This is a genomic window from Kitasatospora sp. A2-31 (assembly GCF_022288725.1).
Classification (GTDB): domain Bacteria; phylum Actinomycetota; class Actinomycetes; order Streptomycetales; family Streptomycetaceae; genus Kitasatospora.
In genome coordinates this window covers 229900-250071 of record NZ_JAKNTA010000004.1, presented here as the reverse complement: position 1 = coordinate 250071, position 20172 = coordinate 229900, and the positions used below count along the sequence as shown (strand labels likewise).

The following is a 20172-nucleotide window of genomic DNA, read 5'->3' as shown; positions in this document are numbered from 1 at the left end:
TCAGTCGTGCGGCGGCAGCCCGCCGAGCTGGTGGTCCGCCACGTTCAGCGCCTCGTCGACGAGGCGGCGCAGGTGCCCGTGCCGCAGCGCGTAGACCACCCGCCGCCCGTCCTTGCGGGTACTCACCAGGCCGGCCAGCCGCAGCTTGCCCAGGTGCTGGCTGACCGAGGGCCGGGCCGCACCGCAGGCCTCGGTCAGCGTGGTCACGTCGGCCTCGCCCTCGCTCAGCCGCTGCATCAGCGCCAGTCTGGTCCGGTCCGCCAACAGCGCCAGGATGCCCGCGGCCGTCTCCAGCCGCTCGTCGTTCCCGGTCCGGCCCTCGCCGCCCGGCCGGCCGTGGACGTGCTGTTGCGACCTCTGTGCATCTGACAGCCGAAGGCTCCCGCTCATGGCGCCATCGTAAGGGCCGCCCGTGGTGGGGCTCATCCGCGCGGCGGGCACGGCCCGGCCCTCGCCGGCGCGGACCGCCGTCCAGGCCGGGCGGCCCCGGGCGCAGGCCTCAGGAGAAGTCCAGCGAGCCGGTCCGGGTGCGCTTGAGCTCGAAGAACTTCGGATGGCCGGCCAGCAGCCGGACGCCGTCGAAGACCCGGACGGCCTCCTCGCCGCGCGGGATCGCGGTGAGCACCGGCCCGAAGAAGGCGGTGCCGTCGACGTGGATGGTCGGCGTGCCGACCTCCTCCCCGACCGGGTCCATCCCCTCGTGGTGGCTCTTGCGCAGCGCGACGTCGTACGCGGTGCTGGTGGCGGCGCCGGCCAGTTCCTCGGGGAGGCCGGCCTCGACCAGGGCCTCGCGCAGGACGGTGTCGTCGGCCTCCCGGTCCTGCTCGTGCAGGCGGGTGCCGAGCGCGGTGTAGAGGTCGCGCAGGACGTGCTCGCCGAACCGCTCGGCGGCGGCGATGCAGACCCGCACCGGCCCCCACCCGGTGTCGAGCAGCCGGCGGTACCGCTCGGGGAGGTCATCGCGGCCCTCGTTCAGGACGGACAGGCTCATCACCCGGAAGGTGAGGTCGAGCTCGCGCCGGCGCTCGACCTCCAGGATCCAGCGGGAGGTGATCCAGGCGAACGGGCAGACGGGATCGAAGTAGAAGTCGACTCTGGTGGTCACCCGACCGATGCTACGGAGCGGGTGGACCGGCCGGCAGGTCCGATCGGCCGCCCTGATCCTGGGCCACTCGGGGCCGCAGGGCGGCCTTCTCCGGCGTCCGGTCCGCGGCCCGCTCCACGCCCCGCGCCGGTGCCTCGGCCCGTACCGGCGCGACGTCCTGCACCGGTGCCTCGGCCCGTACCCGCGCCCCGCCCTGCACCGGCGCCTCCGCCGCACCGGTGCCCGCCGGCGCGCCTGCGCCCGCGCCCGGGTGGCGGGCCGCCACCGCGTCCAGCAGCAGCTCCAGCGCGAACGGGTAGCCGCTGCGCCGCATCTCCGCCTCCAGCAGCGGCGCGGTGGCCGCGATGTTGGGGTGGGTGTCGGCGCCCACCCGGCCGTAGCGCTGCGGCCAGACCTGGAGGTCCGCCGTCGCCGCGGCGGCCGGCAGCGCCAGGGCGGCCGCGTCGAGGGCCGCGAAAGCCAGGCCCTGGTCGACGAAGGCGTGGTAGATCGGCACCGCCTCGTGGTCGGGGAAGCCGGCCCGGCGCAGCACGCCGAGGATCCGCTCGACCGCCAGCATCTCGTGGCCGCGCCCGGTGGTCCGGTGCGCGGCGAGCAGCGCGGCCTGCGGGTGGGCCTGGTAGGCGGCGTGGATCCGCAGGCCGATCGAGCGCAGGTCGGCCCGCCAGTCACCGGTGGGCCGCCAGCCGTCCTGGGCCCGGCCCACCAGCTCGTCGGCGAGGGCCAGCAGCAGGTCGTCCGTGCTGTGGAAGTAGCGGTAGATCGCGCTCGGATCGGCCCCCAGTGCCGCCCCCAGCCGGCGGACGGTCAGCGCCTCGGCGCCGTGCTGCCCGACCAGCCGCAGCGCGGTCTCGACGATCATGTCGGCCGAGAGCACGGTGCCCTGCTTGGTCGGCCGCCTGCGCCGCCGCTGCGGCTCCGGAACCACTCGTTCTGCCATGGCCCGAGCTTATGACAACAGCATTGACGTGTAACGGGTGCAACGGTTTCATGGCCAGCCACCGGCCGTTCGGCCGCCCCCACTCCTCCCCCACCACGCAAGGCGGTGTTCCCTTGGCAGAAACCGTCCAGGACACGGGTTCCGGCGCGAGATTCGGCTCGCCCGACTCCCCCGTCTCCATGCGCAAGTCCCTCGGCCTGCTCGACGGGGCGGCGATCGCCGCCTCCAGCACGGCCGCCACCAGCAGCATCGGCATCGGCCTGGGGCTGACGGCCGGCGTCGTCGGCCTCCACCTCCCGGCGATCATGCTGCTCGCCTTCCTCCCCGTGCTCGCCATCGCCGGCGGCTACGGGCGCCTCAACCAGGTCGACCCGGACGCCGGCAGCAGCTACCGATGGGTCGGCCGCACCCTCAACCCCTGGCTCGGCTTCCTCACCGGCTGGGTCAACACCGTCGGCACCGTGGTCTTCATGGCCTACACGACGACCGTGACCGGCTCCGCGATCGTCCAGCTGCTCGGCCAGGCCACCGTCCACTCCGTCGCCGGTCTGCGCCTGGACCCGGACTCCACGCTCCAGTGCACCCTGATCGGCCTGGCCGTCCTGATCGCCGCCTCGCTGGTCGCCGTCCGCGGGCTCGACCTCGCCGCCCGGTTGCAGAAGTACCTGCTGGTCTTCGAGTACGGGGTGCTGCTCGCGTTCTGCGGCTACGGCCTCTTCGCCGGGGACCAGCCCTTCTCGCTGCAGTGGTTCAACCCCTTCGACATCCCCTCGCTCAGCGCGCTCGCCCAGGGCATGGTGCTCGCGGTGTTCTGCTACTGGGGCTTCGAGTCGGTGTTCAGCGTGGGCGAGGAGGTCCGCGACCCGCGGGACGCCTCCCGCGCGGGCCTGCTCGCCCTGGTGGTGATGATGCTGCTCTTCCTGCTCGCCGGCACCGCCTTCCAGCGGGTGCTGCCGCTGGACGAACTGGCCGACAACGGCGCGCAGGGGCTCGCCTACTTCGGCTCCAAGCTGGCCGACCAGCCGCTGGCCGCGCTGCCGCTGATCGCGCTGACGCTCTCCGCCGTCGCCTCGTTGCAGGCCTCGGTGATCCCCACCGCCCGCGGCCTGTACGCCATGGGACGCGACGGCGTGCTCGGCCCGGTCTGGACGAGGCTGCACGCCAAGCACCTGACCCCGGCGGCCGGCACCCTGCTGATCACCGGCATCGCCTGCGTGCTGGCGCTGCTCTCGATCGCCATCCCCACCGTCGGCGACCTCATCTCGGCCGCCGTCAACGCGATCGGCATCGTGGTGGCGCTCTACTACGCGCTCACCGCCGTCGCCTCGGCCGTGCGCTTCCGCCACCTGCTGCGCACCGCGCCGCTGGAAGGCCTGCGCGCGGTGGTCGGCCCGCTGCTGGGCGCGGTGGTGCTGCTGCTGGTCGGCGGTTACCTCGCCTGGACCTTCTACGACTCCGCCGACCACTTCGAGCTCTCCGCCGACAACGGCTGGTTCGAGCTGCTGGTCCCGGTGCTGATGATCGGCACCGGCCTGGTGGCCGCGGCCTGGGCGCGCTGGCGGCGGCGCTCGGCGTACTTCCTGCGGCCCGCCGGGGACGACGCCGCCCCCGCGGCCCCGGCGCCGGCCGCCTGAGCACCGACCGTCCGCCCGTCGGACGCCCCGCGGCCGTCCGGCGACGGCCGGACGGCCGGACCGGCCGCGCGAGCGGGTACCGCGGGAGCGTCCCGGGGTACCCGACTCCCGGCCGGCCCGGACCCGACGACCGGCGCCGAGCCGGTCCCGCACCACCCGCACCCGCACCGACCGAACCGCCCGCACCAAGATCCGTCTGGAGCACCACGCATGAACAAGGCCGACCTGGTCTTCACCCACGGCCCCGTCCACACCGGCGACCCCGCCCGCACCCGGGCCACCGCCCTGGCCGTGGCCGGCGAGCGGATCACCGCCGTCGGCCACGACGAGGTGCGGGAACTGATCGGGCCGGGCACCGAGGTCGTCGACCTCACCGGCAAGCTGCTGATCCCCGGCTTCCAGGACGCGCACGTCCACGCCGTCTACGGCGGCACCGAGCTGGCCGCCTGCGACCTCACCGGCACCGTCGGCGTGGACGACTACCTCGCCCGGGTCCGCGCGTACGCCGAGGCCAACCCCGACCAGGCCTGGATCACCGGCAGCGGCTGGTCGATGGAGAGCTTCGAGGGCGGCCTGCCCACCCGGCAGCTGCTCGACTCGGTGGTCCCGGACCGCCCGGTCTACCTGACCAACCGCGACCACCACGGCGCCTGGGCCAACACCCGGGCGCTCGAACTCGCCGGCCTCACCAAGGACACCCCGGATCCGGCGGACGGGCGGATCGAGCGCGAGGCGGACGGCTCCCCCAGCGGCGTCCTCCAGGAGGGCGCCACCGCCCTGGTCGCCCGGCTGGTGCCGCCGTCCACCGCCGCCGACCGGCTGGCCGGACTGCTGCGGGCGCAGCAGCTGCTGCACTCGCTCGGCATCACCGGCTGGCAGGACGCGCTGCTCGGCGTGTTCAACGGCCAGCCCGACCCCTCCGACGCCTACCTGGCCGCCGCGCGGGCCGGCACGCTGACCGCCCGGGTCACCGGTGCGCTCTGGTGGGAACGCGACCGCGGCGCCGATCAGATCCCCGAACTGGTCGCCCGGCGAACCGAGTTGAGCCACGGCCGGTTCCGGGCCGGCTCGGTGAAGATCATGCAGGACGGCATCGCGGAGAACTTCACCGCCGCCATGACCAGCCCCTACCTGGACGGCTGCGGCTGCGCCACCGGCAACAGCGGCCTGAGCTTCGTCGACCCGGCAGCCCTGCGCGAGTACGTCACCGCGCTGGACGCGCTGGACTTCCAGGTGCACTTCCACGCGCTCGGCGACCGCGCCGTGCGGGAGGCGCTGGACGCCGTCGAGGCGGCCCGGGCCGCCAACGGCCGCCGGGCGACCCGCCACCACCTCGCCCACCTGCAGGTCGTCCACCCGCAGGACGTCGCCCGGTTCGCCAGGGTCGGCGCCATCGCCAACATCCAGCCGCTCTGGGCCGCGCACGAGCCGCAGATGGACGAGCTGACCATCCCCTTCCTCGGCCCCGAGCGCGCCTCCTGGCAGTACCCGTTCGGCGACCTGCTGCGGGCCGGCGCCACGCTGGCCGCCGGCAGCGACTGGCCGGTCAGCAGCCCCGATCCGCTGGCCGGGCTGCACGTGGCGGTCAACCGGATGGAGCCGGAGGCCACCGACGGGCGGGTCTTCCTCCCCGAGCAGCGGCTCGACCTGGTGTCGGCCCTGGCCGCCTACACGGCGGGCTCCGCCCACGTCAACGGCCACGACGACGCCGGCAGCCTGCGGGCGGGCCACCTGGCCGACCTGGTGGTGCTGGACCGGGACATCCTCACCGCCCCCGCTCAGGAGATCGCCGAGGCGCGCGTCCTGCGGACGTACGTCGGCGGGCAGCTGGTCCACACGGCCGACTGACCGCCCGGACGACGCTCGCGGTCCGGGGGGAGCCCACCCTCCGGACCGCGGGCCGCTACCCGTCCTGCTCGCGCAGGTCCGCGATCCGCTTGATCTTGCCCACCGAGCGCTCCAGCGTGTACGGGTCGAGCACCTCCACCTCCACGGTGACGCCCACGCCGTCCTTGACCGCCCCGACGATCTCCGCCGCGGCGGCGGCGCGCTGCTCCGGCCCGGTGTCCGGGCGGGCCTCGACCCGGACCGTCATGTGGTCCAGCCGGCCCCGCCGGGTGAGCCGGAGCTGGAAGTGCGGCGCCACGGCCGGGACGCGGAGCAGGATCTCCTCGATCTGGGTGGGGAAGACGTTCACCCCGCGCAGGATGATCAGGTCGTCACTGCGGCCGGTGACCTTCTCCATCCGCCGGAAGACCGGGCGGGCGGTGCCGGGCAGCAGCCGGGTCAGGTCACGGGTCCGGTAGCGGATGACCGGCAGCGCCTCCTTGGTGAGCGAGGTGAAGACGATCTCGCCGCGGTCCCCGTCGGGCAGCACCTCGTCCGTCAGCGGGTCCACCACCTCCGGGTAGAAGTGGTCCTCCCAGATGTGCAGGCCGTCCTTGGTCTCCACACACTCCTGGGCGACGCCCGGGCCCATCACCTCGGAGAGTCCGTAGATGTCGACGGCGTGGATGCCCGTCCGCTCCTCGATCTCGCGGCGCATCTCCTCCGTCCACGGCTCGGCGCCGAGGATGCCGACCTGCAGCGCGGTGGTGCGCGGGTCCACGCCCTGCTTCTCGAACTCGTCCAGCAGCGTGAGCAGGTAGGAGGGGGTGACCATGACGACCTCGGGCCCGAAGTCCCGGATCAGCTGCACCTGGCGGGCCGTCATGCCGCCGGAGGCGGGGATCACCGTACAGCCGGCCCTCTCGGCGCCGGCGTGCGCGCCCAGGCCGCCGGTGAACAGCCCGTACCCGTAGGCGATGTGGACCTTGTGGCCGGGCCGGCCGCCGGCCGCCCGGATCGAGCGGGCGACCACGTCGGCCCAGACCGAGAGGTCGTGCTCGGTGTAGCCCACCACGGTCGGCCGCCCGGTGGTGCCGCTGGAGGCGTGGATCCGCCGGACGTCGGCCATGGGGACGGCGAACATGCCGAACGGGTAGGTGTCGCGCAGGTCGGCCTTGGTGGTGAACGGGAAGCGGGCGAGGTCGGCGAGGGTGCGGCAGTCCTCGGGACCGACCCCGGCCGCGTCGAACTTCCGCCGGTAGAGCTCGACGTGGTCGTAGGCGTGGCGCAGGGTGGCCCGCAGCCGCTCGAGCTGGTGGGCGCGCAGCTCCTCGCCGGTCATCCGCTCCCCGGCGTCCAGCAGCTCCACCGGCAGCGGCTCGCCCAGGCGCGCCGGGGCGGGCGGTCTGCTGCTCATGGCGCCTCCTCCGTCGTGGCCGACCCCTCCCGAACCCGACCGATCATTCGGTCAGCGCGGGCACGCCCCAGTAACCCAGCAGCCGCACCGGCTGTCAAGGGACGCCGCCGGGCCGCCGCCGCGGCAGGATCAGCCGGCGGCCGCCGTCCGGGCCGCACCGTCGGGCCCTTCGGCGACGGGGCGCCCGCCGCCGAACTCGCGCACGGCGTCGGCCACGATGGCGTCCAGGCTGGCGTGGTGGGCCCCGCGCCAGTAGGCCTGGCCGCACGCGGTGCACTGCGCGAAGGCGTCGTAGGAGCGCTCGGTACCGTCCCGGAGCTGGTCGCGCACCGAGGTCTTGGCGACGCTGCGCAGCGTGCCGTTGCAGGTGGTGCAGCGGCTCCAGGGAGCGAGCGGCGGCGCGAACCGGGAGAGCACGTCCCGCAGTTGCTCGTCGGGCCGGTGGCTGTAGACGTACGCGCCGGCCCAGAGCTCGCGGCGGTGCAGCAGGCCTCGGTCGCGGGAGAGCATCACCCGCCGCTCGGCGGCCGAGCGGGCGGCGAGCGCGGCGTCGCCGATGTCCGGGTTCTCGTAGGCCGCGTCGATGCCGAGCAGGCGCAGCCGGCGGGCCAGCGTCCCGAGGTGGACGTCGAGCAGGAACCGCAGCGGGGCGGCGGAGGGTTGCGGGCGGGTGACGCCGTGCACCGCGATCCGCTCGCCGTGGCCGGGGACGTGCGCGTCGTCCACCGGCCTCCCGTCCGCCAGCAGGCTGCCGACCTCGGTCAGCGGGACGCCGAGCGACTGCACCAGGTGGCCGAGGGTCGAGGCGCCGTCCGTCCGCACGGCCGTCGGGGCCGCCCGCCGCCGCGAAGCGACGAAGAGGTGCAGCTCCGGGGCGAAACTCAGCCAGATCTCCGGTCTCTCCACCCGGTCAGCATGCCAGCGGCCGGTCGGCCCTGGCCAGCGATTTGGCCCCGTGCCGGGTCACGGGCCGCGTCGGCCGCCGCGCGCCCGGCGCCCGCCCGCCTTCGGCGCCCGGGCACCGACGCTCAGGTGGCGAAGGCCCGCCCGGTGGTCGGCCGGCATCTGCTCGTGCCGGTGCGGTAGCCGACGGCGGGAGCGCGCGGGGCGGGGCGGGGCGGGGCACGACAGGGCACGGCGGGGCGGGCCGCCCCGCGCTGCGCTGGTCAGGCGTGCGGTGCCCAGAACGCGGCCAGCCCGGCGACTCCGTGCTCGACGCTCTTCCAGGAGCCGGTGAAGGTGAGCACGGCGACGGCGGCGGTCGGGAACCCGGAGCGGTTCATCCGGGCCAGCAGGTCGCCGTCGGCCTCGCCGGCGAGCGCGTCGGCCAGGGCGTGCATCCCAGGGTTGTGGCCGACCACCACCAGGTCCGCCACCTCGTCCGGGACTTCGTTGAGCAACGCGATCAGCTCGCCGAGGCTCGCCTCGTAGACACGCTCCTCGTAGACGGTCCGGGGCCGCGTGGGCAGTTCGGCGAAGATCAGCCCCCAGGTCTCCCGGGTGCGCACCGCCGTGGAGACCACGGCGAGGTCCGGTGTGATGCCCGCGCCGGCCAGCCACCGGCCGGCGGCCGGGGCGTCCTTGCGCCCCCGGTCGGCCAGCGGGCGGTCGTGGTCGTCGCCGTCCGACCACTCGGCCTTGGCGTGCCGGACCAGGACGATCCTGCGGGTCTGTTCAGTGCTCACGACGGTGCGTCTCCTCGGTACGGCTGCGGGCTTTCCGCCGACGCTAGCCACCGCGCGGCCCGCCGCCGGAGATGCCGGCCGCCCCTCACCCGAACGAGTGAGGGGCGGCCGGCCGGGGACCGCAGGCGTCAGCGGAAGGTCCGGAGCCGGAGGCTGTTGCCCACCACGAAGACCGAGGAGAAGGCCATCGCCGCGCCGGCGATCATCGGGTTGAGCAGGCCCGCGGCGGCGAGCGGGATCGCTGCGACGTTGTAGCCGAAGGCCCAGAAGAGGTTGCCCTTGATGGTGGCGAGGGTGCGGCGGGAGAGCCGGATGGCGTCGGCGGCGGCGCGCAGGTCGCCGCGGACGAGGGTGAGGTCGCCGGCCTCGATGGCGGCGTCGGTGCCGGTGCCCATGGCCAGGCCGAGGTCGGCCTGGGCGAGTGCGGCCGCGTCGTTGACGCCGTCGCCGACCATCGCGACGACCCGGCCCTGGGCCTGCAGCCGCCGGACGGCGTCGACCTTCTGCTCGGGCAGCACCTCGGCGATCACGTCCTCCGGGGCGATGCCGACCTCGGCGGCGACCGCCTCGGCCACGACGGTGTTGTCGCCGGTGAGCAGCACCGGCCGCAGACCGAGCTTTCGCAGTTGGGCGATGGCCTCGGCGCTGGTCTCCTTGACGGCGTCGGCGACCTCCAGGACAGCACGCGCTACGCCGTCCCAGCCGACCGCGACGGCGGTCCGGCCGGCGGCCTCCGCGGCCCGCTTGGCCTCGGCGAGCGACTCGGGCAGGTACTGCGCCCAGTCGGCGAGCAGTGCCTCGCGGCCGGCGACCACCGCGTGGCCGTCCACCACGCCTTGGACGCCGAGGCCGGGCACGTTCTCGAAGCCCTCGACAGGGGGCAGGGTGCCGGTGCGCTCGACGGCGGCAGCGGAGATGGCGGCGGCGATGGGGTGTTCGGAGGCGTGCTCCAGCGCGCCGGCCAGCCGCAGCGCCTCGTGCTCGGTGACGCCCTCGGCGGTGCGGACGGCGAGCAGGGTCATCCGGCCCGTGGTGACGGTGCCGGTCTTGTCGAGGACAACGGTGTCGACGCGGCGGGTCTGCTCGAGGACTTCGGGGCCCTTGATCAGGACGCCGAGCTGGGCGCCGCGCCCGGTGCCGACCATCAGCGCGGTCGGGGTGGCCAGGCCGAGGGCGCACGGGCAGGCGATGATCAGCACGGCCACGGCCGCGGTGAGGGCGGCCGTCCAGCCCTCGCCGGTGACGAGCCAGTAGCCGAGGGTGGCCAGGGCCAGGGCGATCACGATCGGCACGAACACGGCGGAGATGCGGTCGGCGAGGCGCTGGGCGGCGGCCTTGCCGTTCTGGGCGTCCTCCACCAGCTGGGCCATCCGGGCGAGCTGGGTGTCGGCGCCGACCCGGGTGGCCGCGACCACCAGCCGGCCGCCGGCGTTCACGGTGGCACCGGTGACGGCGTCGCCCACCGCGACCTCGACCGGGACGGACTCGCCGGTCAGCATCGAGGCGTCCACGGCCGAGGCGCCCTCGACCACCGTGCCGTCCGTGGCGATCTTCTCGCCGGGACGCACCACGAACCGCTCACCGACGGCCAGCTCGGCGGTCGGGATGCGGACCTCGGCGCCGTCCCGCAGCACGGTGACGTCCTTGGCGCCGAGTTCCAGCAGCGCCTTGAGAGCGGCACCCGCGCTGCGCTTGGAGCGGGCCTCGAAATAGCGGCCGGCCAGGATGAACGCGGTGACGCCGGCCGCGGCCTCCAGGTAGATGTCGGACGAGCCGTCGCCGCGGGCGATGGTCAGCTCGAACCCGTGCCGCATCCCCGGCATCCCGGCGTGGCCGAAGAACAGCGCCCAGAGCGACCAGAGGAACGCGGCGCCGGTGCCGAGCGAGACCAGGGTGTCCATGGTCGCCGCGCCGTGCCGGGCGTTGGTCCAGGCGGCCCGGTGGAACGGCCAGGCGGCGTAGGTGACCACCGGCGCGGCCAGGGTGAGCGAGAGCCACTGCCAGTTCGTGAACTGCAGCGCCGGCACCATCGCCATCGCGACCACGGGGACGGCCAGCACGAGCGCGGTGATCAGGCGTTGCCGCAGCGGCGCCAGATCGTCCGGCCCGCCGCCGTCCGGCGTGCCGGCGGTCGGGGCCCCGGCGGTCGGGGCCCCGGCCGGCTCCGCGGCCTCCGGGCGGGGGACGGCGGTGTAGCCGGCGGCCTCGACGGCGGCGATCAGCTCCGCGGCCCCGACACCGCCCGCGACGACCGCCTTCGCCTTCTCGGTGGCGTAGTTGACGGTGGCGGTCACGCCGTCCATCCGGTTGAGCCGCTTCTCGATCCGGGCGGCGCACGACGCACAGGTCATGCCGCCGATCCGGAGTTCCACCTCGGTGGAGGCGGGCGCCTGCGTGGTCATCTGAACTCCTCGTGAGTGGTCGTGCGACGGGTCGGGGGTGCGGGCGGGAGCGTAGGCGGGGAGGGTCGCCCGGCCGGCCTCCGCCCGGCAAACCCCCCGGGGGTACCGGACCCGGAGCGGGTCGGGGCGGTCAGGCGCGGCCGGTCAGCTCGTAGCCGGCGTCGTCGATCGCGGCACGCAGGGCCGCCTCATCGAGCTCCGCCTCCGCGGAGACGGTCACCAGGCCGCCCCGGACGTCGACCGAGACGGCGGTGACGCCCGGCAGCCCGGCGACGGCCTTGCCGACAGCCTGCTCACAGTGGCCGCAGGTCATCCCGGCCACGGCGTAGACGGCGGTGACGGCGGCAGGGGCGGGCTCGACGGTGGCGGTGGTGGAGCAGGTGCCGTTGCTGGAGCAGCAGGACATGGTTTCCTCCGTACGGGGTGACTGGTTCCGAACTTTGGGCACATACCCCCTGGGGGTATTGCCTCGAGTGAGTTCTTTATACCCCCCAGGGGTATGCATCGCAACCCGTTCGCCTGCGGATGCCGGCCCACCGGCCCGCGCTCCGGACCCCATACCTGGCCGGTATACCCCCCGGCGTATCCACCGGAGCAGCCGTGCTCCTTGAGCGCAGGGGCGGGCGGGGGCCGACGAACGGGTCACGGCCGGGCCGCCCGCCCTCCGATCCGCCCAAGGGGAGGGCCCGGCCGGAGGGTCTCCGGCCGGGCCGTCAAAGGGTCGCCAAAGGGTCGTCAGCGGGTTGTCGGAGGACTGTCGGAGGACTGCCGGACGGACCGTCAGAAGGGTGACCCGCCGCCGCGGTCAACGGGGCGGGATGATTCCGGTCAGCCACGTGAAGGTCGGGACGACCAGCGGCTTCCACGTCGACGTCAGGTGCGGGCCGGTGGTCTCGAACGGCGTCACGGTGGTCGGACTCTTCGCGGCCTGCTGGAGGGCCGTCGCGTCCTCCAGTCCGTCACCCCGCTTGCCGGTCAGGTAGAGGGCGACGTTCGGCGGCGTCGGGGCGTGGGTGAGGATGTGGAGCGGGTTGGCGCTCTCGCGCAGCTTCGGGTCCTTGGCGGTCAGCGAGGACGGCTCGCCCGCCGGATTGTTGTACCCGGACATGCTGATCGCGGCGCGGTACCGGTTCGGGTGCGCGAGTGCCAGGCGCAGGGCGCAGTGGGCGCCGGCGGAGTAGCCCGACAGGGCCCAGCGGTCCGCCGTGGCGTCCGCCCGGAAGTTGTCCACGACCATCTGCGGGACGTCCCGCGAGAGCCAGGTCTCGGCGTTGACCTTGCCCGGGACGTCGGCGCAGCCGGTGTCGGTGCCGCCGAGGAGGGTGACCCGCGGTGCGACCAGGATGAACGGCGTCACCTGACCGGACTTCATGAGCGGTTCGAGCTGCCCGGTCGCGTTCATGGTGTCGCCGAACCAGGCGCTGGAGGATCCGGGGAAGCCCACGAGCAGTTCGACCACCGGGAAGGTCTTGTCCTTGTAGGCCGGGTCGTCGTACTGCGGCGGCGTCCAGACGAGGACCTCGCCGTCGACGCCGGAGAGCCGGCCCTTGAGGTCGGCCTGCTTGACGCTCCTGGGCACCGCGTCCGAATCGGGCGCGTGGAAGGCCTGCGCCACCTTCGGCGCGGGGGTCCCGGACGGCCCGCCGGACGGACCACCGGACGGGCCACCGGGGGTGACACCCCGGTCGCCGGCCAGGCCCTCGTCCTTCGGCGGCACCGGCACCGCCCGGACGTGACTGGAGGTGCCCAGCAGGTCGCCCCAGCTGTCGTAGAGCTGGTTCTCGTTGTTGACGATCACGAAGACCATGGCCACGGCGGTGAACTGGCAGAGCAGCACGGTGCCGAGGTAGGAGAGCACGCGCAGCGGCGTGCGCCGCCCTTCCGCCGTCCGCGCCGGCCCGAACAAGGCTCCTCTGCCCAGCCATTGGGCCATGGCCAGCGCTATCGACGCCCCGAAGAGGACGACGGTGAGGACGAGGAAGGGAGTGCCAGTCAGATTCATCGCGTTCGCGCCCGGTTCCTGTGCCGTCCGGGCCCGTGTGCCCGGTCTCACTGGATGACAGCAGGGAACGCCTGTTCGGTTGCCGTCCGGTTGATCTTTCCTGGGAGCTTCCTGGGAACGGCGCGGCGGACGGGCCGGAGTCCCGGCCGGGGAACGTGCTACCAGCCCGAACGGCCGCTACCGACCCCGGCGGGCGCTACCTGCCGGGGCGGCCCCGGCGGGCGCCCGGCTTGGCTCCCCCGGAGCGTCCGGTACCGGTCCTGCCTCCGCCGGCCTTGCCTCCGCCGGCCTTGCCCCCGCCAGACCGGGCGCCGCCGGTCCTCCCGCCGCCCGAACGGCCGCCCGCCGCCTTCGCCCCGGCCGACCCGCCCGCCGCCTTGCCGCCCGCCGGCTTGCCCGTGCCGCCTCGGGGCTGCTGCTTCGGCTGCTCGGCGGGGGCCGACTGGCCGCGCCCGCGCGAGCTGTTCACCGTCCGGCCACGGACGATGCCGATGAACTCCTCGACCAGGTCCGTGGTCCGGTCCTGGGGCCAGGAGAGGGCCACCTGGGACTGCGGAGCGTCCGGGACCGGGCGGTAGGTGAGGTCGCGGCGGTGGTGCAGCCGGGCCAGCGACTGCGGGACGAGCAGGACCCCGACGTTCGCCGCGACCAGCTCGACGGCGTCCGCCGTCGTGGCCGGGCGCTCGAAAGCGGGGCGCCCGGGCAGGTCGGCCCCCCAGCCGAGGGCGTCGTCCTGCGGGTGGAAGACGACCTCGTGGGCGAGGTCCGCCACCGGCACCTCGTCGGCCGCCGCCAGCCAGTGGTCCTTGGGGAAGACGACCACGGTGGTCTCGGTGTAGAGGGGGATCGCGCTGAGGCTGTCCCGGTCGACCGGGAGCCGGACCAGGCCGGCGTCCGCGCCGCCGCCCAGCAGCGTCGGCTCGCCCTCCGCCACCGGCACCGCGACCAGGTCGAGCCGGACGTCGGGAAGCCGCTCCTCCCAGACCCGGACCCACTTACCGGGCGTCACGCCGGGCACGTACACCAGCCGGAACGAGGGGCTCGCCTGCATCTCTGTCACGCTCTCTGTCACGCACCAAGGCTACCGACCGTGACCGGGTACGCCACGCACTCGCTTACCCTGGTGACCATGACATCGCTCAAGCCGAAGACCACCCAGACCATGAAGCCGGCCACGGCGGCCAAGAAACTGGGCATCTACCTCAACGCCGCCCCCGCCGAGTTCCAGGAGGGCGTGGTCTCCCGCGAGGAGCTGAACGCCCTGCAGGCCGAGCCGCCGGCGTGGCTCGCCGACCTGCGCCGCAACGGCCCGCACCCGCGCCCGGTGGTCGCCGCCAAGCTCGGGGTGTCCGTCTCCGGCCTGGCCCGCGGCGGCGTCACCGAGGCGCTCACCACCGCGCAGATCGACGCGCTCAAGGAGGAGAACCCGTCCTGGCTGGAGCGGGAGCGCGCCCTCCAGGCCGAGGTCCGCAAGGAGGCCGTGCGGATCAAGGAGAAGCAGGAGAAGCAGGCCGCCGAGCAGGCCGCCAAGGGACGCTGACGCCCACCGCCGGCCGGCGGTGAGCCGCCACCCGGCCGCCCGGGCCTCCCCGGCCCGGGCCGGCGGCGCACCCGCGAATCGACCGGCACCCCGGCGGCGCGCGCCCGGGCCCCGCCCCTCGCCCACGCGCCGTGCCCCGCCCGCGGGCGGCGGTCCCGGCTCACGCCTCCGGCGGGCCGGCCTCCAGCAGACGGCGCAGCAGCACGTCGAGGTCGACGAACTCGCGCTCGCGGCCGTACGGGACCACGCACTCGGTGCGGCCGAGGAAGGTCCTGACCTCAGCGGCCCGGGCCCGCAGCACGACGCTGCTCTCGTCGCCGCCCAGCGCGATGAACACCGTCCCGGCCTCGCCGCCCACGCCGGGGTGCACCGACACGTCGCCTACCCCGGCCCACCCCTCCAGCCCCGCCGCCAGCAGCTCCCGGGCGAACATCCAGGTGATCGGCTCGTCCCGGTCGACATGGCTGTCGAGGTAGACCGCGTACGGCTCGGCCCGGTGGTACCGCAGCCGTGCCCGGACCAGGATGCTGAGACCGGGGGAGACCACCGTGCGCAGGTCCAGGTCCATGACGGCGGACTCCGCGCCGGACCGCTGCGGCGGCACCCGCGGGGTCTCCCGGTCGGTCATTCCGGTTCCCCCGGGGCTGCGGGGGCCGGTGGGAAGAACCGCGGTGGTTGGAGCAGTTCATGCCACTCGTCGTCGGCCCGGCCGGGGACGGTGCGGCCGCACCTGGCCCAGACCGCGACGAGGTGGGCGAAGATCGGCACCTGCTCGTGCAGAATCGTTTCCTCGTTGGCGATGGCCAGGGCGGGGCGGTCGCTTCTCATGCCTTGGAGAACGACGGACCCCACCGGCGGTAACCCTCCAACGGCCGCACCCACCCCCTGGTGCGACCCCCGGCGGTGCCGCACAACCGCCCCGGGCCTGCCCGGGGCCGCTGCCCGGCCGTCCGGCCGGGCCGTGCATCGGCCGCCGACCGGCCGCGGGTCTGCCGTGCGTCGGCCGGGATCAGTCGAGGTACTGCATGGCGATCCGGCAGTGGGCGGCTCGGGTGCGCAGCGCGAGGTCGCCGGCCGGTTCCGCGACGGCCGCGATCCGCCCCGTCCCGTCCTCGGCCCGGGCGGCCTCGAACCGGTCCCGGCGGACGGCGCGGCTCGGAGCCGTCCCGGGGGCGGGAGCGGGGGCGGCGACACGGCGGCGCAGCGGCAGTGCGTTCGGATCGGCGACGGCGGTCCGGCTCTCACTCATGGCGGGCGCTTCCTTCCGGGGGCTGCGGGCCGCAGGTCCGGGCCCGTGACTCCAGTGGAGCGCGCCCCGGTGCGGATGGGGCCGCCCTTGACGCGGGCCGTACGCCCGCCGGCCGCTCCTTGACGACCTCCTGACGCCCGGCCGCCCGATCGGGCACTCCACCGCCGCCCGAGCCGGGCCGGGGGATCCGCGGCGCGCACCCGGGACGGGGCCCGGCTGGGTCGGGACGGTCCCGTGCGGCGGCCGCGCCCGGGCCGGGACCGGTCCGGGCGGGAGAAGCGGCCGGTGCCCCGGGTGTTCGGGACGACGGGTGGCGGAGCGTGGACGGCAGTCCGGTTCGCCGGGCGACCCCCTCCCGTCCGCACCCACCCCCGAGGTCCCACCATGACCGCACAGTCCGCGCTGCTCGCCCCGCACGACACCCGCACCGCCGAGTGCCTACCGGACCTGCTCCGCGCGCAGGCCGCCGAGCGGCCCGACGCCACGGCCGTCGTCGCCGACGGCGAACGCCTCGGATTCCGACAGCTCGAAGCGGCCGCCGACGCGCTGGCCGCCCGCCTGCGCCCCCTCGGCGTGCGGGCCGACGACTGCGTCGGCCTGTTCGTGGAGCCGTCGCTGGAGCTGATGACCGGGGTCTGGGGCATCCTCTGCGCGGGGGCCGCGTACCTGCCGCTCTCCCCGGAGTACCCGGAGGAGCGGATCCGCTACATGATCGAGTCCAGCCGGACCGGGGTGGTCGTCACCCAGGAGCACCTCCGGGCCCGGCTGGCCGACCTCGCCCCGCACGGAACCCGGATCGTCGTCGCCGGCGTGCACCCCCGGATCCCGGCCGGCCGCACCGCGCAGCCCGAGAGGGGCGCCCCGCCGGACGCGCACGCCGAGTCCGGCACGCACCCGATCCCCGGTCAGGGCCACGGCCCCGGCGAGCCGACCCCCGGCCCGCACCCCGCCTCGCTGGCCTACGTCGTCTACACCTCCGGCTCCACGGGCCGGCCGAAGGGCGTGATGATCGAGCACCGCAGCATCGTCTCCCAGCTGCGCTGGCTGGGCGCCCAGGGCCACCTGGGCCCCGACAGCACGGTGTTGCAGAAGACGCCGATGAGCTTCGACGCCGCGCAGTGGGAGATCCTCGCGCCGGCCGCCGGCGCGCGGGTGGTGATGGGCGCACCGGGCATCCACCGCGACCCCGAGCGCCTGATCGCCACCGTCCGGGAGCACGGCGTGACCACCCTGCAGTGCGTGCCCACCCTGCTCCAGGCCCTGGTGGAGCACGAGGAGCTGGCCGGCTGCACCTCGCTGCGCCGGGTGTACTCGGGCGGCGAGCCGCTCTCCCGCCGCCTGGCGCGGTCGGTGCTCACCGCGTTGCCGGGGGCGTCCCTGGTCAACCTCTACGGGCCGACCGAGTGCACGATCAACGCGACCGCGCACCTGGTCGACCCCGACGAGCTCGCCGGGGAGGCCGGGTCGGTGCCGATCGGGCTGCCGGTCGACCGCACCCGCTGCTTCGTCCTGGACGCGGACCTGGCGCCGGTCGAGCCGGGCGCGACCGGCGAGCTCCACCTGGCGGGCGTCCAGCTCGCCCGGGGCTACCTGCACCGGCCCGACCTGACGGCGGAGCGATTCGTCTCCTCGCCGCACCTGCCCGGCGAGCGGTTGTACCGCACGGGCGACCTCGCCCACTGGAACCCGGACGGCACCCTGCAGTGCACCGGCCGGGCCGACAACCAGGTCAAACTACGCGGCTACCGCGTCGAGTTGGACGAGGTCGCACTCGCCGTCGAGGAGCACACCTGGGTGCGGCGGGCCGCGGCCGTGGTCACCGGCGATCCGCGGACCGGCCGGCCGACCCTGGTCGCGTGCATCGAGCTCAACCCCCGTGAGGCGGCCCTGATGGACCAGGGCAACCACGGCGGCCACCACCAGTCCAAGGCCGGCCGGGTCCAGGTGCGTGCCCAGCTGTCGGACCCGGGGGTCCGGACCGCGGAGGACCTGGCCGGCCGGCCCGTCGTGGCGCTGCCCGGCCGGCGGGAGACCGAGCAGCAGCGCCGGGAGACGTTCGCCCGCAAGACCTACCGCTGCTACCAGGACGGTCCGGTCACCCGGGACGAGCTGCTCGCGCTGCTGGCCCCGCGTCCGGCCGCCCCGGCCGCACGCCGGAAGGACGGGCCGGAGCTCGCCGAACTCGGCACGATCCTGAGGTGGTTCGGGCAGTTCCACAGCGAGGAGCGGCTGCTGCCGAAGTACTCCTACGCCTCGCCCGGCGCGCTCTACGCCACCCAGCTCTACCTGGAGACGGACGGCACCGGCGGCCCGGCCGGACTCCCCTCGGGCGTGTACTACCACCACCCCGTCGAGCACACCCTGGTGCGGGTCGGCGACGCGGCCGCCGGCGGCCCGGGCCTGGCCGTGCACTTCCTCGGCCGGCGCGGGGCGATCGAGCCGGTGTACCGCAACAACATCCAGGAGGTGCTGGAGTTCGAGGCCGGCCACATGGTGGGCGTCTTCGAGGAGGTGCTGCCCGGCTTCGGGCTGGCGATCCGGCCGCTCGGCCACCACCCGGAGGTGAAGGGCCGGTTGGACGTCGCGCCGCAGGACCACTACCTCGGGAGCTTCACGATCGCCCCGGAGGACGGCCGGGCCGTGCCGCGCCGCACCGAGCTGCTCCTCCAGGCCCACCCGGGCCGGGTCGAGGGCCTGCCCGCCGGCCAGTACCGCTACGCCGACGGGGAGTTGACCCGGATCTCGGACGCATTGGTGGAGTCGCGGCAGGTGATCGCGATCAACCAGCAGGTGTACCGGCGGGCGGCGTTCGGCATCACCGCGCTCGGCCGGGCCGAACAGCCCTGGCTGGCCTACCTCCGCCTCGGCACTGTGCTGCACCACCTGCAGCGCCGGGGCGTGACCCTCGGTCTGGGGCTGATGTCCTCGGGCTACAGCTCGAAGTCCGGGCACCCGCTGCCGTCGGCCCGGCGGATCGACGCCGTGCTCACCGAGTGCGGGATCGCCACCGGTCCGTCGTACTTCTTCCTCGGCGGGCGGGTCGGCGAGGAGCAGATCCGCAGCGAGGGCATGGTGGAGGACGCCGTCCACATGAAGGGCCCGGCCGAGATCGTCCGGGACGACCTGGTCGCCCTGCTGCCCGACTACATGGTCCCCAACCGGGTGCTGGTCCTGGACGAGCTGCCGCTGACCGCCAACGGCAAGGTCGACCTGAAGGTGCTGGCCTCCCGGGAGGAGGTCCGCGGCACGCCGGCGGGCGGCCCGTTCGCGGCCCCGGCCACGCCGACCGAGCAGCGGCTCGCCGCGGCCTGGTCGGCCGCGCTGAAGTACCCGGACGTCTCGACGGAGGACGAGTTCTTCGCCGTCGGCGGCAACTCGCTGAGCGCCGTGGCGCTGATCAACCGGGTCAACCGCGAGTTCGGCACCCGGCTGCCGATGCAGGTGCTGTTCGGCAGCCCCAAGCTGGCGGACCTCGCCGCCCGGATCGACGCCGGCACCGCGGAGCCCGCCTCGCGGCTGGTGCCGCTGCACCGGGAGGGCGCCGGCGCTCCGGTGTTCTGCTGGCCGGGGCTGGGCGGCTACCCGATGAACCTGCGGCTGCTCGGCAGCCGGACGGGCCGGCCGTTCTACGGCGTCCAGGCGTACGGCCTGAACGCCGGCGAGACGCCGTACCCGACCGTCCGCGAGACGGCCGCCGCCGACCTCGCCGAGATCCGCCGGGTGCAGCCGGCGGGGCCCTACACCCTCTGGGGGTACTCCTTCGGAGCCCGGGTGGCCTTCGAGACCGCCTGGCAGCTGGAGCAGGCCGGCGAGCAGGTCGCGGACCTGCTGCTGATCTGCCCCGGCAACCCGGAGGTGCGCCGGGCGGACGGCGAGCGGTACGGGCGCGAGTCGTCCTACCGCAACCCGGCCTACCTGACCATCCTGTACTCGGTGTTCGCCGGCTCGATCAGCGGGCCCGGACTGGAGGCCTGCCTCGCCCAGGTGCGGGACGCGGACGGCTTCACCGCCTTCGTGCACCGCAACTTCCCGGAGCTGGACGAGGAGTTGATCCGCCGGATCACCCGGATCGTCGAGGAGACGTACGAGTTCGAGTACAGCTTCCGCGAGCTGGCCGACCGGCGGCTGGCGGCCCCGGTGACCGTCGTCAAGGCGGCGGGCGACGAGTACGCCTTCCTGGAGGGCCGGTCCGGCTACGCCAGCACCCCGCCGACCGTGCTGTCGCTGGCCGGCGACCACTACGCCGTGCTGCGGGAGCAGGGCATCGACGAGCTGGTCACGGCGATCCGGGGCCGCCAGGGGCGGTAGGGCCGGCGCGTGGCGCCGCCCGGTGAACCATCGGGCGGCGCCACGTCGTTCAAATGCGAAGCA

At 74.9% G+C, this 20172-nt stretch carries 16 protein-coding genes and 1 pseudogene; 4 read left to right on the top strand and 13 right to left on the bottom strand.

What is annotated here, in order from left to right; genetic code table 11:
* From MCM47_RS13345 to MCM47_RS13335, 3 genes and pseudogenes are all read right to left on the bottom strand, one after another.
* On the bottom strand, positions 1-390 hold the full coding sequence (locus MCM47_RS13345) for a helix-turn-helix transcriptional regulator (RefSeq protein WP_238861772.1): 390 nt from the start codon (positions 388-390) through the stop codon (positions 1-3).
* Positions 391-499: 109 nt separating this feature from the next.
* Positions 500-1105, bottom strand: coding sequence for a disulfide bond formation protein DsbA (locus MCM47_RS13340; RefSeq protein ID WP_238861771.1), 606 nt, complete (start codon positions 1103-1105; stop codon positions 500-502).
* A gap of 238 nt (positions 1106-1343) precedes the next feature.
* Positions 1344-2045: pseudogene (locus tag MCM47_RS13335) on the bottom strand (TetR/AcrR family transcriptional regulator); the annotation flags it as partial.
* A 179-nt stretch (positions 2046-2224) separates the two neighbouring features.
* Here MCM47_RS13335 and MCM47_RS13330 point away from each other — a divergent pair.
* Together MCM47_RS13330 and MCM47_RS13325 are read left to right on the top strand one after the other, a co-directional pair.
* On the top strand, positions 2225-3679 hold the full coding sequence (locus tag MCM47_RS13330) for an APC family permease (protein WP_238862134.1): 1455 nt from the start codon (positions 2225-2227) through the stop codon (positions 3677-3679).
* 210 nt (positions 3680-3889) lie between these two features.
* Positions 3890-5527 (top strand): amidohydrolase, encoded by a 1638-nt coding sequence (locus tag MCM47_RS13325; protein WP_238861770.1) that lies wholly within the window; start codon positions 3890-3892, stop codon positions 5525-5527.
* Positions 5528-5582: 55 nt separating this feature from the next.
* Here the strand turns inward: MCM47_RS13325 and paaK are convergent, their stop codons facing one another.
* The 7 genes from paaK to MCM47_RS13290 all read right to left on the bottom strand — a co-directional run bounded on the left by paaK (position 5583) and on the right by MCM47_RS13290 (position 14072).
* Positions 5583-6923, bottom strand: coding sequence for a phenylacetate--CoA ligase PaaK (gene paaK, locus MCM47_RS13320; protein WP_238861769.1), 1341 nt, complete (start codon positions 6921-6923; stop codon positions 5583-5585).
* 129 nt (positions 6924-7052) lie between these two features.
* Positions 7053-7829: a Mut7-C ubiquitin/RNAse domain-containing protein gene (locus MCM47_RS13315; protein WP_238861768.1), complete on the bottom strand. Its 777-nt coding sequence runs from the start codon at positions 7827-7829 to the stop codon at positions 7053-7055.
* 260 nt (positions 7830-8089) lie between these two features.
* The gene (locus MCM47_RS13310) at positions 8090-8608 is read right to left on the bottom strand and encodes a histidine phosphatase family protein (protein ID WP_238861767.1); all 519 of its coding nucleotides are present in this window, start codon (positions 8606-8608) and stop codon (positions 8090-8092) included.
* 128 nt (positions 8609-8736) lie between these two features.
* Positions 8737-11010, bottom strand: a complete 2274-nt coding sequence (locus MCM47_RS13305) for a cation-translocating P-type ATPase (RefSeq protein ID WP_238861766.1) — start codon at positions 11008-11010, stop codon at positions 8737-8739.
* 130 nt (positions 11011-11140) lie between these two features.
* Positions 11141-11416 carry a heavy-metal-associated domain-containing protein gene (locus tag MCM47_RS13300; protein ID WP_238861765.1) on the bottom strand — a complete coding sequence of 92 codons (276 nt, stop codon included), beginning with the start codon at positions 11414-11416 and terminating at the stop codon, positions 11141-11143.
* Positions 11417-11815: 399 nt separating this feature from the next.
* Positions 11816-13012 carry an esterase family protein gene (locus MCM47_RS13295; RefSeq protein WP_238861764.1) on the bottom strand — a complete coding sequence of 399 codons (1197 nt, stop codon included), beginning with the start codon at positions 13010-13012 and terminating at the stop codon, positions 11816-11818.
* 196 nt (positions 13013-13208) lie between these two features.
* Positions 13209-14072, bottom strand: a complete 864-nt coding sequence (locus MCM47_RS13290; RefSeq protein WP_238862133.1) for a LysR family substrate-binding domain-containing protein — start codon at positions 14070-14072, stop codon at positions 13209-13211.
* A gap of 69 nt (positions 14073-14141) precedes the next feature.
* Between MCM47_RS13290 and MCM47_RS13285 the strand changes: the two genes are divergently transcribed.
* On the top strand, positions 14142-14552 hold the full coding sequence (locus MCM47_RS13285; RefSeq protein ID WP_238861763.1) for a DUF5997 family protein: 411 nt from the start codon (positions 14142-14144) through the stop codon (positions 14550-14552).
* A 160-nt stretch (positions 14553-14712) separates the two neighbouring features.
* Here the strand turns inward: MCM47_RS13285 and MCM47_RS13280 are convergent, their stop codons facing one another.
* From MCM47_RS13280 to MCM47_RS13270, 3 genes are all read right to left on the bottom strand, one after another.
* Positions 14713-15180 (bottom strand): SsgA family sporulation/cell division regulator, encoded by a 468-nt coding sequence (locus tag MCM47_RS13280; protein ID WP_238861762.1) that lies wholly within the window; start codon positions 15178-15180, stop codon positions 14713-14715.
* On the bottom strand, positions 15177-15380 hold the full coding sequence (locus MCM47_RS13275) for a hypothetical protein (RefSeq protein WP_238861761.1): 204 nt from the start codon (positions 15378-15380) through the stop codon (positions 15177-15179). The genes MCM47_RS13280 and MCM47_RS13275 overlap by 4 nt, the downstream gene beginning before the upstream one ends.
* Positions 15381-15561: 181 nt before the next feature.
* Positions 15562-15801, bottom strand: coding sequence for a hypothetical protein (locus tag MCM47_RS13270; protein ID WP_238861760.1), 240 nt, complete (start codon positions 15799-15801; stop codon positions 15562-15564).
* Between the two features lie 384 nt (positions 15802-16185).
* Between MCM47_RS13270 and MCM47_RS13265 the strand changes: the two genes are divergently transcribed.
* Positions 16186-20109: an amino acid adenylation domain-containing protein gene (locus MCM47_RS13265; RefSeq protein WP_238861759.1), complete on the top strand. Its 3924-nt coding sequence runs from the start codon at positions 16186-16188 to the stop codon at positions 20107-20109.
* The last annotated feature ends 63 nt before the right edge of the window (positions 20110-20172 follow it).